At 43.1% G+C, this 12460-nt stretch carries 11 protein-coding genes and 2 pseudogenes; 5 read left to right on the forward strand and 8 right to left on the reverse strand.

What is annotated here, in order from left to right; all coding sequences use genetic code 11:
• Nucleotides 1-230 (forward strand): annotated as a pseudogene (locus L5M17_RS22560) (IS4 family transposase); the annotation flags it as partial.
• A gap of 103 nt (nucleotides 231-333) precedes the next feature.
• On the opposite strand, the gene L5M17_RS22565 reads toward L5M17_RS22560, so the two are convergent.
• Both L5M17_RS22565 and L5M17_RS22570 read right to left on the reverse strand, forming a co-directional pair.
• Nucleotides 334-2751 carry an Ig-like domain-containing protein gene (locus L5M17_RS22565; protein WP_263149259.1) on the reverse strand — a complete coding sequence of 806 codons (2418 nt, stop codon included), beginning with the start codon at nucleotides 2749-2751 and terminating at the stop codon, nucleotides 334-336.
• A 10-nt stretch (nucleotides 2752-2761) separates the two neighbouring features.
• Nucleotides 2762-5143 carry an Ig-like domain-containing protein gene (locus L5M17_RS22570; RefSeq protein WP_263149260.1) on the reverse strand — a complete coding sequence of 794 codons (2382 nt, stop codon included), beginning with the start codon at nucleotides 5141-5143 and terminating at the stop codon, nucleotides 2762-2764.
• Between the two features lie 109 nt (nucleotides 5144-5252).
• Here L5M17_RS22570 and L5M17_RS22575 point away from each other — a divergent pair, with 109 nt between their 5' ends.
• Entirely contained in the window at nucleotides 5253-5537 is a 285-nt protein-coding gene (locus L5M17_RS22575) for a hypothetical protein (protein WP_037431062.1), read from the forward strand.
• Here L5M17_RS22575 and L5M17_RS22580 read toward each other — a convergent pair.
• Nucleotides 5518-5970 carry a hypothetical protein gene (locus L5M17_RS22580; RefSeq protein ID WP_259564278.1) on the reverse strand — a complete coding sequence of 151 codons (453 nt, stop codon included), beginning with the start codon at nucleotides 5968-5970 and terminating at the stop codon, nucleotides 5518-5520. The two genes, L5M17_RS22575 and L5M17_RS22580, sit on opposite strands and share 20 nt — an antisense overlap.
• Nucleotides 5971-6052: 82 nt before the next feature.
• On the opposite strand from L5M17_RS22580, the gene L5M17_RS22585 reads away from it, so the two are divergent.
• The gene (locus tag L5M17_RS22585) at nucleotides 6053-6352 is read left to right on the forward strand and encodes a hypothetical protein (RefSeq protein ID WP_037431063.1); all 300 of its coding nucleotides are present in this window, start codon (nucleotides 6053-6055) and stop codon (nucleotides 6350-6352) included.
• A gap of 2 nt (nucleotides 6353-6354) precedes the next feature.
• On the opposite strand, the gene L5M17_RS22590 is transcribed toward L5M17_RS22585, so the two are convergent.
• Nucleotides 6355-7074, reverse strand: coding sequence for a hypothetical protein (locus tag L5M17_RS22590; protein WP_263149261.1), 720 nt, complete (start codon nucleotides 7072-7074; stop codon nucleotides 6355-6357).
• Between the two features lie 75 nt (nucleotides 7075-7149).
• Nucleotides 7150-7884, reverse strand: a complete 735-nt coding sequence (locus tag L5M17_RS22595) for an OmpA family protein (protein ID WP_263149262.1) — start codon at nucleotides 7882-7884, stop codon at nucleotides 7150-7152.
• A 123-nt stretch (nucleotides 7885-8007) separates the two neighbouring features.
• Here L5M17_RS22595 and L5M17_RS22600 point away from each other — a divergent pair, with 123 nt between their 5' ends.
• A complete protein-coding gene (locus L5M17_RS22600; protein WP_259564288.1) occupies nucleotides 8008-8880 on the forward strand; it encodes a DNA replication terminus site-binding protein in 873 nt (290 codons plus the stop codon).
• A 143-nt stretch (nucleotides 8881-9023) separates the two neighbouring features.
• Entirely contained in the window at nucleotides 9024-9929 is a 906-nt protein-coding gene (locus tag L5M17_RS22605; RefSeq protein ID WP_011711611.1) for a hypothetical protein, read from the forward strand.
• 22 nt (nucleotides 9930-9951) lie between these two features.
• Here L5M17_RS22605 and L5M17_RS22610 read toward each other — a convergent pair whose 3' ends face one another.
• From L5M17_RS22610 to L5M17_RS22620, 3 genes and pseudogenes are all read right to left on the reverse strand, one after another.
• Nucleotides 9952-10497, reverse strand: coding sequence for a hypothetical protein (locus L5M17_RS22610; RefSeq protein WP_259564290.1), 546 nt, complete (start codon nucleotides 10495-10497; stop codon nucleotides 9952-9954).
• A 13-nt stretch (nucleotides 10498-10510) separates the two neighbouring features.
• A complete protein-coding gene (locus L5M17_RS22615) occupies nucleotides 10511-11401 on the reverse strand; it encodes a hypothetical protein (protein ID WP_259564292.1) in 891 nt (296 codons plus the stop codon).
• Nucleotides 11402-11509: 108 nt separating this feature from the next.
• A pseudogene (locus L5M17_RS22620) lies at nucleotides 11510-12460 on the reverse strand (conjugal transfer protein TraG); the annotation flags it as partial.

A 12460-nucleotide genomic window follows, 5' to 3' on the forward strand; every position in this document is an offset into this window, starting at 1 on the left:
GGGTTCAATGCCTGTTGTGGCTAGTTGGTTTACACGCACAGCAACAGGGCTGGGATAAGCATTTTCAGGCCAATACCATTGGGCATCGAACGGTACTCTCAACGATTCGCTTGGGATTGGAGGTACTCAGGCGGCCTGATTATCAAATCACGGAGAAAGAATTGCTGGCGGCCTGGGTATTATTCGCCAATCAGTTGCTCAAATATGGCTATGCTATGGCTGATTTATGAGGGGATCCTTCAGTACTGAAATGGCAGTGACCACATCGGTGTACTGCCTTTTCAAAAAACTTCTGCGCAATCCGTATTTCAGTATTTTAAGTCAATCAAAGTTTTAGATACTGCTCTTCACTTCTAATATTTCAAATAAAAACTGCGCCTTTCCTTTTTGACCACTCACAGCGGGATACACCGAAAATTTAACCACTCCCGATTTGGCAACAGGGTTTAGCGTTACCGTTTGACCAGGCTTTACTACTTGACCAAGTACTTGAACACTTATTTCAGCATCAGTGCGTAACGTAAATAAAGCATCTTGCGGTCCCGAAGCGAGCTGGCTTTCAACTGTTCTCAGATCATTAATGACGACTTCACTGACAGGATTGTCTACAGAGCTAGCTAAATCCTTAGATACTGCAAGAGTTGTTAATGAGCCTACATTTACTATGTTAGGCGGCTGATAAGTAAAGCTCTTGCTACTAACGCCTTGGTTGCCAAAAACGTCGGTAGCTTTCACCGTTAAAGTATAAATCTCACCGGATGTAAGTGATGGGAAAAGCCTTGGATATTGCAATGAATACACGTTATTGCCTTTACTTACAGTGGCCAAATAAACCGTGTCGTTAGCTGAGCCGCCGGAGATAATAACACTATCGATGGTGTAGCTTGATTCATCTGCAATGGACACTACCAAGTCATCTAGCCCGACAATGTCATTGAATACTGCACTACCGGAATTGGTAATGCTTATTGTTGGTGCGGCGTTTTCTATTTTGAATGTTTGAAGCGGGGACACAGTGGTAGGCCCGTGATTCTCGACCATCTCTAATTCTAGTGAATGGTTTCCAGTCGGCAGAGAGTTTAAGTTAAAGACGTATTCCCAATTAACACCGTTGCGAATTGAACTAATAGGGTTTAAATATTTTGTACCATATTTAATTCTAGCGGCCTTCATGACTAACCTTTCAAACCAACTGCCTGCACCCGGTAGATAAACAAATGCAGTAAGAGTGTTAGTTGTCGTATCAACTTTATAACTGGTCATTTGCGGGTATTGAGCATCGTTATAGGTTGATTCGCCGTAGCTGTAATTCGCGTAAAGTGTTCCCATCGGCAGGCCCACTGACACAACACCGATAGCATCGTGCAAATAGCCATATCCACCTTTGGTCATCTCATATGTTAAACCCGTTAAGCTACAAATTGACTCACCTGCTGGAATGTCGCAAGAATATCCACGAAAACTTGCGCGTTGCACGTAATCCCGCGGCTGCACCCGAAGCTCAAAATCAGTCATTGTAGCTGGCAAAATCGAATTATGATGCTTGATCCCTGTCGTAATAGGCATTCGAACGTCATTTAACAAAAATGTTGCTGACGTCAACACTGGGGATTTTGAAGCAGTTTCAGACAATGACAAATTGTATTGGATAGTGCCTGCCATCCATCGACCAAAGTCAACCCACTTAATTTGGTTTGCGCTGTTATATCCAAATGGCGCTGTCATATCAAAATAACCGTATTCACCATTAATTATAACATTTGTCGCTCCCACTGAGTTCGCGAGAGCAAGCCCCCCTTTCACTCCAGCGTCTCGAACGTTATCTACTGGTACTCTATATAACAATCGAACGGGGTTGGTTTTGACTGTCATGCCTGGCGTATAAGCTACAAAACCTACAAATGAACTAGATACACTTTCAGCCAAGTTTGCATCCGGGTCGAAGACTGCAAAAGGAGAAGATGGAGCCCCACCATAGTTGTCGTAATAGAATGTTTTGACAGTTGAACGAGTGATGTTACCTGCGGCATCATATAGCTGAGCCTGCATTGAATATGGTTCAGAAGCGTTATTTGACGGTAATATATTTGATAAGTCTGTTTGTGCATTTATCACAGCTTTGAATGCTGCTTGGTCTATGACCATGGGTCTTGTTAATACGATGGAATCGGAATTTAGTTTTTGTACAATGACAGAACCTGAAACCGCACCTTTTACATCCGTTATCCAAATTTTCGATTCTTCGCCGGAGTTTTGTGTATTTAGCCACCAAATTTCATTCGACCCTGTTTCGGCACCATAATTGCCTGTACCATTTCCATACCAGTCTCCAATGATAGGTCCCTCAGTATCAACTTCAACAACCTTTGTATACTGATCAATTGTTGTACCAGAACTGTTAATCGTTTCGATTTTAAGGCTATACAAACCATCCATCAATTTGGGGATAGTTATTGATTTTCCGTAAAATTCTCGTCCAGAAAAGCTTAACCTGTCAGAAACTCGAATAAAATCTGTGGTGTTGTTGAACACCGTCACTCCACTGGTGTTGATGACTGATAGCTTAAGTTTGTTATCAAGCCCTCCAGAGAGGTAAACCATCGCATCAGTTTGAGGGTTAATGAGCGAGCCCTCAGTGGTTTTCACTGTAGCGTTGGTGTCTGTATACGAAAAGCCTTCTACTGCCGCGTTAGCCATGCCAGAGCAGATGACGCTACACAGCCCTAAAAGTAGTGATTTATTAATTTGCATGGCCTGCCCTTTAATTGGTAGAAGTGATTTGCGGAATGTCGATCATGAAGCTTGCCTGCCCTTTCACACCAGGAGAAGCAGAGTAAACAGGAATAACAACTTCACCTGTGATGCTGGGGATGATCGTGATTTGTTTAGTTTCCCCAGGTTGCAACACGCTACCAAGGATATTGACGTTGATTTTGGCGTCACTGCGTAACGTGATAAATGCCGTTTGAGCACCGGACGCGAGTTGTCCTTCAGCCGTTCTGAGCACACCAGTTTTAATTGATGTAATTGGGTCGTTTTGCGTGTTCTGCAGTTGTTTATTAACAGCCAAAGTCGTCATTTGCCCAACTTGCAATAAGTTGGCAGGCAAATACAAGAAGGTTGAAGTTAACGTCGATGCGTTCCCTGCTGTATCTTGAGCGGTAATATTGATAGTGTAAGTTTCATTCGCTTCCAAACTAGGGAATAAACGAGGGTAATTCAGGTCGTAAACACCATCACCTAAATTATTTGTAGAAACATAAACTGAATCCTTAGCAGCCCCTCCAGATAGCACAACCGAATTGATATTGGCTTCACTATCATCAGTAATGCTGATACGTAAACTCTCTAAACCATTAATGGTGCTTCCGTTTGAGATTTGCGCTCCAGAAGGCGATTGCAATCGCAAAACTGGAGGCGTAGTGTCGTTTAGATAATTGGATAGAATCGACTGTGTTACCCGATTACCATAGGTGTCATCTGCGTAAAACGAAATATTTTGACGACCACTTGGTAATCGATTGAGTTTAAAAGTAACTCGATGACGGCCGGTGCCGGTGATCACCCAAGAATCGGGAGATATTGCGAAGCCTAAACTAGATTGCAATCGGAAAACCTCTGTCTTCCACATTCCAGAACGCCAATCGCTAGTAGTGTTCGTGTCGTACACGTTTACAGTTATTGAATCATCAGTAACATTGACCGATTCGATTGTGGGAGCAATAAAATCCCAATATGTATACCAATAATTAAATTGAGCACTAAAACGTCCATCACTGACACCGTTCACACTTGAGTAGACCACATAGCTGTAGGGTGTATAGCCAAAACCAGACTCAAATACTCTGTTGATTGTAACATCGCAATAGGTTTCACCAATTGGGATAACACAGGAGCCTAAACCTGAAACAACGGCTAATTGTTCATAACCCATTTTTTCACTGTTTAGACGAAGCCTTACCACTTTTGTGTATTTGCCAACACTGATTCTTTCGCCCCCACTGCCACCTTCCTCACTAAACCATTGTACAGTGTCAGGTTGCTTAGTAGGCGAACGATCAACACCTGGGCCTAGGGTGAACTTGAAATCAGAAAGGTAATTGACTGAGTGAATGCCACTTTTCGTCAGCGCAACCCAATATGGGTTTACTGTAGGATATGAGACAGTAAATTCGTTATAGACAAAATCACCATCTCGATAACCATAACTACTCCAACCATAATCCCCGTTTGCTTCCAACGTTTCAGAATAGGGCCGTCTATAGCGGACTTTTATCGGATTGTTGTAGATGGTCATCCAAGATGTGTACGGCTTCCACGTAGCACTTGAAGCATCATAAATGTCGCTACGAACTGGTAAGGGATATGAGGCTTTTTCGATAAACGAGCGAGCAGTAAAATCTGAATAATTACCTGCTGCATCAAAGACCCTAAAACCAGCCTGATACCAACCTCTATCACTGGGTAAAACCTCAGATGGTAGGGACGAAAGGCTCGCAGTGGAAGTATCTAAATCCAATTGAGCATTAATCGAATTTATTAATGAAAGGCTCACATCATCTTTCACAATGTAGAGAACATTTTTGAGCCCAGCACCTGTATCTTGAATACCTGTGAGTTTTAATTGGCCGAAATCCATAGGGCTATATGAAGCTAAAGTTCCACCGAAGGATCTATAGTTAAAAGCTAAATCAGAACTATTAGCTGTTGGTGCTTGAGTATCTATTGTCACCGGAATAGACCAAGAGCCAATCACATTCCCATCAACGGATAACAAGTCAGCCTGTAAGGTATAATTTCCCTGTAAATTAGGCGCAACTATAGAGATCTGTTTTCCGTAAAAGTCTTTTCCTTGAAATGTAATTCTGTCGGAAACACCAACCACACCCGTATTGACTTCGTTAAGCTTGACCCCACTAGAAAGCCAATATAGTTTTAGCTTTCGGTCAAGACCGGCAGACACATAAACATTCATTGAATGTGCAAGAACCGGGTTGATGGCCATAGCGGAAGCAGGTGTCAAAGTCGTCTGTTCTTGCATAACAGACGTAAAGGTCATACCTTCAATTTCCGCAAATGCAAAATGTGGCAAGGCTAATAACGCAGCCGCTAAAAGTTTGTAGCGATGCTGACTGAAATTCATAAGTGGCTCCTTCATCGAGAGCGATTATTTTAACACAGATAATTAAGTTTGCATGTTATTTAATCTAAGTTAAGATCTAACATAAACCATAGTTCTAGGTAGGAAATTCATGAAACTTATCAGACTGATTAAAGCCGTATCCATTTGTGCGATTGCTTCAGCTACGCTAAATGTCTACGCCAAAGATGATGGCAAGAAACGGCCAACCCTAAACGAATTGATGGCTGAAAATGCTTACATCGAACTTGCTGAACGTAATGAGCTCAGCAAGCCAGTTGTCTCTTCATGGGAACAAAAAACGATGAAATCAGAAGGTGGGAAAACCACGGAGGTTGTTGAGTCTTGGAAAGTCGAAACACGTATATACAGTAAGCCTAAGAGTGACAAACCTTAATCAGTTTTGCTAACTGCCCATGAACCTGCTCAGCTAATCCCCGCGAATTGGTAAGCACGATACTTTTGTCACTGAGAACCACGCGATAAGCGTTCATTGTACTTTCAATTTTAAGTTCATCATTGGCTAAGTTGAATTCTCGACTCCAAATGCGCCCCCCCCACAGTGTCAACTCGAGCAGGCAATCAGACTCGTAAAGATAAGACATATAGACCTTTTTCTTTAATCCAAGCGCCACCAACGCCCCCCCCCCAAGTACAACCATCCCAGCCCAAGGAGTTAATGAGTTATGGAGGTTGACGATCACAGACAACGTGCTGAAACCCACAATTGAGATCAACGAATAAAAAACTGAGCGAGGGTAAGGTGTGAATGAAGTACCAAACCATACTCGGATTTTAGGGTTGTTGTGACAAATTCTTATCGCATTCACAAAATTACATCTCCATATTTGAATTAGGATGGATTATAGTAGCGTCAATAACACAAATCTATAATGCTAAGGCATATGTAAATTGTTTATTTCATATTCAGAATTAGTGGACGAATGCGGTAAACTACTAGAGTCAGAAATGCCAGTAGTGCTAGTTCAAATTATTCATGCCCGAGGTCACAGCGCGGCCTACCATTTAAAACTGGGAGTTATCCCAGAATCAAATGACAAGATCATTGTTAAGTACCAACTTCCAAGCATGACCGATAATCCATCGGTTGCGCAGACGTGGATAGAGACTCTTCTGTCGCATTATCCTCAACTGGCTATCCACACCTACGGCGCTTTCAAAACTCATTCCTTGCCGATTGAAAACGCCTAGCACTACTGCTGGACAGGATAGTACGGCAGCTGTGTAAAGGTTTGAACGGTATTTAACAGGCAATGTGAGTCAATGTTAGGGTAATTTCGTGCAAATACATCCAATGCGTAGACCCCGAGTAAGTAAGCATCATCAAAGCTCACAGGAACAGCTTTTGGCTTCTTGCCACCCTCATTGATTGAGAAGAAAAACCCATTCTGTTGTCGCTTGACCGAGATGCTTTTGTTTTTCTGTGGGCCATGTGACTTAAACTCAATGAATGGAATGAATCCGAATAGCACGGCTAGCAAATGCCGATATTCAGTCGCGGTGATTTGAATTATTGTCTTATCCTGCCAATCAAACTTTTTAGTGCCATCCCCCATTCCGTTTGCGCCTTCAATGTTCAAGGTGTGAAAACCTTTCTTAGTGACAGATGCGACGATGGTCAGCGCAGCGGCCTTACCGTGGATTTTTACCGATTTTTCAAATTCTGGAGCAGCTGCAGGCTGAACATTATGAGCGCTTTGTGCGGATTGCTCTTCAAATCCGCGGCGATTGTCATGCTGGGGTTGGTACTGCTGATATTCATCATAATTTGCGGCCTCGTGGTGAGGCTCAATATTCATAGGGTTACCTTGGCGCGGTTGATAATAAAGCGTCTGCTGTTGCATTGGAGCAGATTGAGATTGGGCTTGTGGGGTTGCGTTGTAAGCGGGTTGGCTGTAATAGCTGTTATTCATTTTTAAATCTCCACTAATCATCATGACTATGATTAGACCAGACATTTCAAATGACGCAAAAATTGGCCTTTCGACTCAATAATACAACTCGACTTTACGCCACAACTTCAAATTGTCAGTATGACCGCTCATAAGTGGTGGCGAATACGAAGCCCCATAGCTAACGACGCTAATCAGTTCACTAGGCACCCCTTTGGTGACCAATTCGTTTTTTACTCGCTCCGCACGTTTGCGTCCAAGAGCAAGATTGTAATCAGCTGAGCCACTAATATCAGCATAACCAACAACCAGCACTCTACCGTGGGTTTTTAAAAGATAATCACGGTGCTTAGCCAAAACATATTGAGCCTCGGCAATATCGGAATAGCCGACAGCATCATACTCAAAATAAAGCGTTCTATCGGTGGGTTGGTGAATAATGATTTGGGCATCATCATTGAATTGTTGCTGATAACTCTTTTCATCATTTGCAGCTGGCACTTGTGTTGGCAGATAGCTATCACTGTAAGCAGATGAAACTGCGGCACGATAAACGTCACGATAGTACTTCATCATGGAGCTACGGCCATCATTAACAGCCGCATCTCTCGCCTTTTCCAATTCGAAAGCGAGATCGCCTATTTTTCGCCCAGCATCAGCTGAAAGGTTCCGAACGTCGTTTCTTTGTTGATGCCTTACATTGATATTTTGATCATAAATTGTTTTACTACAGCAATCAGTAATTTCTGGTATTTCAGTTGATACTGATACAGCGCACGCTGAAAGCATCATGGCGAACAGTGATACTGTTGCTAGTTTGTTGATTTTCATCATATGGCCTACACAGTTTTCTAAACGCAAAGTTTTTAATATATAATAACATTTTTTTAGAAGAGTTCTAAGTTTTCAAATGAATCAGAAGAAAGGGAATTTCGGAATTTTACGAGGTAGACGGTGACTAACGCCGAATTCGACATTAACTCTTTTGATGTTTTGTACAACAAACTGACTCTTGAATTAATTGAACTAGCCAGTCATCTTCCTGATGCAGCTAGCAATCAGTCATTTTTTTATAAAATAACTCCTTCACCCCAAACATTTGATAAATTCAAAGTAGAACTATTTTCTGACATCAAAGCGCGAGGGTGGATAGCATCTTCCTTAACTCAAATGACGCTTTCTGAAGATTCAATCGGCAGAACCAGTATAACACCAGGTGTTATCATTTTCCCTCATTCAGAATATAACCATATAAATCAACTGATTGAAAAAATAAATAATACGAAAGATAACATTCAAGCGTTACTATCAACGCATGACCTACACAAGTTAAGAGCAACGTTAGCCCGGCAAAATACATTGTGCTCACTCGTTATGCTCACAAGAAAAATCCACGTTTTAAAATGCGAAGAAAAATCTACCATTTCAGTCTCTTGGTACATGAGAAGTGGAATGCGCGTTTTGAAAGAAAAGGATTTTTCAACAAGAATACAAAAAGCAGTGCAAAACAACATTCTGGAATTTTCAAAAGGAAATGAATATCTAGAAATTTTTCAAAAAAACCAAAAATCACATAGTTTTCGAATAAAAAGAAACATAATACCAACAACGATTTACAACATTTGGAAAGCTGGTAGTAGTAAAGAAAAACTGCAATACAACGGCCAAACACCTCTTTTCGTTTTCTCCGATTACGACATAAAGGTCAAACACTTAGAAAGTAATTACGGTACTAAGACGCGTTCAAAACGCAATGATGCAACGCCTGACACGGATCTTCTCATTCCAGAATTACACATTTACATGTCAAAGATTAACAAGGAATGATTAACCTATAGAATATTTGAATTGTGTTTGTGAGAGATTTCGCACATACTCATAGATGAAAATCGTACTGAGTAGACAGCTACCCTCTCAGGAATTTTACGAGCCTAGCCAGCGCGAAGCCGTCAAAAAATCGAGAAAACATCATGAATAGCAACAACGTACTTAAATTTCCGGTTACTGCACCACTAACGCACGTACCCAAGGATAACATCAAAAAACCAGAGCAAGTTGCTTCGGAGAAGATGATAACCTCACGGAAAGGGGTGCAGTTTTTATCTTATGAAGATTGGGTGGAGTATATAAAAGATCTCGGAGTTACCAGTCGTGCAGAATGGCTTAGATACGTCGAGGCTAATGAAATCCCTCCATATCTACCAGTGTCGCCATCATTATTCTATGGCCGTAGAGGATTATGGCAAGGTTGGGGGGTGTTGAACCCTAACGCACCTGTAATACCGCAATCGGAAGAAGATGACATTCATAGTCGCGGCGGCGTATTTGCTAGTTATGAGACATCTTCCGAATATGCCAAAGCATCTGGCATTAAAACAATGGCCGAATGGGTGGAGTATCACCAGAAGAATGAAAAACCTAAAAACATTCCTTCTGATCCTCGTTCTTTCTATACAAGAAAAGGTATGTGGCAATCTTGGAACCATTTCCTAGGAAATGAAGAACCTTATGATTACCACCAAAAAGGTACTCTTGAGAAAGTGAAAAGATGGTTTAAAGAAAATAACATCACCACTTCAACTCAATTTTTAGAAATGGCTGCAAATAAACAACTGCCTGACTTTGTGCCAGCAGCACCGACCATGTTATTCGGTGTCAAGTTCAAAGACCTTCTTGCTAAAAGACAAAAGTACGTCACTTTTAACCAAGCTAGTAAAGAAGTTAAGAAGTGGAATTGCAGCAGTATGTTGGAATTTAGAGCTAAACATCGCGAATTGAAAGCCAGTGGCAACAAACTAGCGACTCAAATTCCGTCTGCACCAGATCGCGTTTATAAAGACCTTTGGAAAGGCTGGACAAACTTCCTTCAAGGTTAATTTCCTAAAAAAAGCTGGGACATCAATAACTTGAAAGTGTGTAGTCAAGATAAATTCCCAGCTTATCAAGCGCCTCAAAGCTCATAAAGATCCTTGACATCTCTCCCGCATTTTTTTGATTCATCGCTTTAGAATACTGTTCAAAAGCCTTTTGAAATTCCTGATTTTGCTCCAACCTCAAAACATTTTTATAAGCACGATCAATCACATCACCTCTCACTGTAATTGTTTTGCTCGCAACAATTCTAAATATCGGCTCCGACTGGCCTTCTATCTCTCCTTGTTCAAAGGCTAAATCGCTCCCGGTAACTTCATACGGGGACAAATTCAAAACCATCACCACTTCCCAAGGCTTTTCAATCTTGCGGCCTGACTGCATCAAAGCATCGTAAAGCGCATATTGAATCGATTTGATACTTCCTGTGTGCGCAAGAGAATCGGCGTCGTCGAATCCATGAACAATTAACCTGGACACACCATTACCACGATAATCATACTCACCCGCAATGACATCTGTGTGAGTTAACAACATAGTAATTATTAGCAGCGCGGCACTAATTTTTTGCATATAAAATCCTCCCCTACTTCGACGGCAACGCTTGAATCGTAGCGTTCATACCGATGGGTACTTGGGTATTTTTCAAATTGTTGACAGATACGACCTTTTTACCGACTGAGATAAATGCGCCATCCATCCTTTTAATCATCTGTTGGTCAGGATATTTAATCTGCTGTTGAGGCTTATGTGACAGAACGGCTTCAAAGACCATATCAGGCCTTGAGCTAACATCATCTACCGTGCCTAAAGTGGGCCCCTTTACCCCACGACGCCCGTAAGCGTCAGCGAGCATGACTTTGTAGCGCATAACCCAATAATCCAAAAAGGTTTCAGTAGAGACAAACTGATAGTCGGATGGCATCGTGTTCTCATGATTGCCGGTGATCACAAACAAACTATTAGGAGTGCCATAAATTCTATCTTCTTTTTCTTTCAAATAGCGTCCATCAATCGGTGTCCAATGGCGCCGATTCTGCGAAGATAGATGCACATCCGTTTCCAACTGTTTTAATAACGCGGACTCGTCGTAAGGACGAATGCTAACGGTGATATCTGCTTTAATCTCAATACCAGCAGACAACACGTTATAGCAAAATTCAACACTATTTACAGAATACATATAGGAACTTGCAGTAACGACCTCATGTAATACCGATTCGTCATTAGATGATGACCTGATCAATACGCCCTGTTGTGCTGTAGGGTTCAATTTGGAATAAATTGCTTTTCTCGCCGCTCGGTCAATTAGATCTGCTTTGAAATTGTTGAGTGACATCTTGCGGCCCACTGGTTTGCCACTTAAATAACTCACACCCCATAAATCGGTTGCTGACTCTGTAACAGTCAGTTCTTCAGCATTGACAATACAGGTTGAGCTAAACCAAGCTGCCACTAATAGGCTAATTATCTTCAAAATTTTCCCCCTACCATTACATTTCCATCCATGCTACACCACTAATCAAATCCAGCAAATTCCCAAAAAAACGGCGGTAGAAACCGCCGAATTTCAAACCAAAATCTATCAACGCTCCATCGTTGGCACGTTGCTATTGGAAGTGTCCATAGATGGGCCACCGCTGCTATTGGAACCTGCGACAGAGTGACCGCTGGCCGCACCACCACCCACTAAATCAACACTGTTATAACTCACGTTTGAGGGTTGGACGTTGTTCCCGAATCCGCCCATTACAGAGAAATTGAATCCAGCTTGATTACCATCGAATGCGTAAGGATTGTTCTCTACAACGGTACTTCCCGATTGCGTAGAATTTTCGGCCGGAGTTTCGACATAACGAACCTCTGGCTCACTTCTTTCAGGACTAGCGGTGTTTACCGCATCACCTTGAACCGTTGCCGCAGGGGATGCGCCTTGTTGGCTCACCGTGTCACCCTGAGCCATGGCCGCTGGCGCTGCGCCTTGCTGGCTCACAGTGTCACCTTGAACCGTTGCTGCAGGGGATGCGCCTTGTTGGCTCACTGTGTCACCCTGAGCCATGGTTGCTGGAGCTGCGCCATGTTGGCTCACCGCATCACCTTGAGTTGCGGCCGCTGGGGCTGCGCCTTGTTGGCTCACCGTGTCACCCTGAGCCATGGCCGCTGGGGCTGCGCCTTGTTGGCTCACTGTGTCACCCTGAGCCATGGTTGCTGGAGCTGCGCCATGTTGGCTCACCGCATCACCTTGAGTTGCGGCCGCTGGGGATGCGCCATGTTGGCTCAGCGCATCACCTTGAGTTGCGGCCGCTGGAGCTGCGCCATGTTGGCTCACCGCATCACCTTGAGTTGCGGCCGCTGGGGCTGCGCCTTGTTGGCTCACCGTGTCACCCTGAGCCATGGCCGCTGGGGCTGCGCCTTGTTGGCTCACTGTGTCACCCTGAGCCATGGTTGCTGGAGCTGCGCCATGTTGGCTCACCGCATCACCTTGAGTTGCGGCCGCTGGGGMTGCGCCATGTTGGCTCAGCGCATCACCTTGAGT

The organism is Shewanella sp. SW24 (assembly GCF_025653395.1).
Classification (GTDB): Bacteria; Pseudomonadota; Gammaproteobacteria; order Enterobacterales; family Shewanellaceae; genus Shewanella; species Shewanella oncorhynchi.

Bases quoted from the DNA above. Each gene is read 5' to 3' on its own strand.
- L5M17_RS22605 (WP_011711611.1), top strand. From the start codon at position 9,024: ATGAATAGCAACAACGTACTTAAATTTCCGGTTACTGCACCACTAACG.
- L5M17_RS22595 (WP_263149262.1), bottom strand. From the start codon at position 7,884: ATGAAAATCAACAAACTAGCAACAGTATCACTGTTCGCCATGATGCTT.
- L5M17_RS22575 (WP_037431062.1), top strand. From the start codon at position 5,253: ATGAAACTTATCAGACTGATTAAAGCCGTATCCATTTGTGCGATTGCT.
- L5M17_RS22610 (WP_259564290.1), bottom strand. From the start codon at position 10,497: ATGCAAAAAATTAGTGCCGCGCTGCTAATAATTACTATGTTGTTAACT.
- L5M17_RS22590 (WP_263149261.1), bottom strand. From the start codon at position 7,074: ATGAATAACAGCTATTACAGCCAACCCGCTTACAACGCAACCCCACAA.
- L5M17_RS22565 (WP_263149259.1), bottom strand. From the start codon at position 2,751: ATGCAAATTAATAAATCACTACTTTTAGGGCTGTGTAGCGTCATCTGC.
- L5M17_RS22570 (WP_263149260.1), bottom strand. From the start codon at position 5,143: ATGAATTTCAGTCAGCATCGCTACAAACTTTTAGCGGCTGCGTTATTA.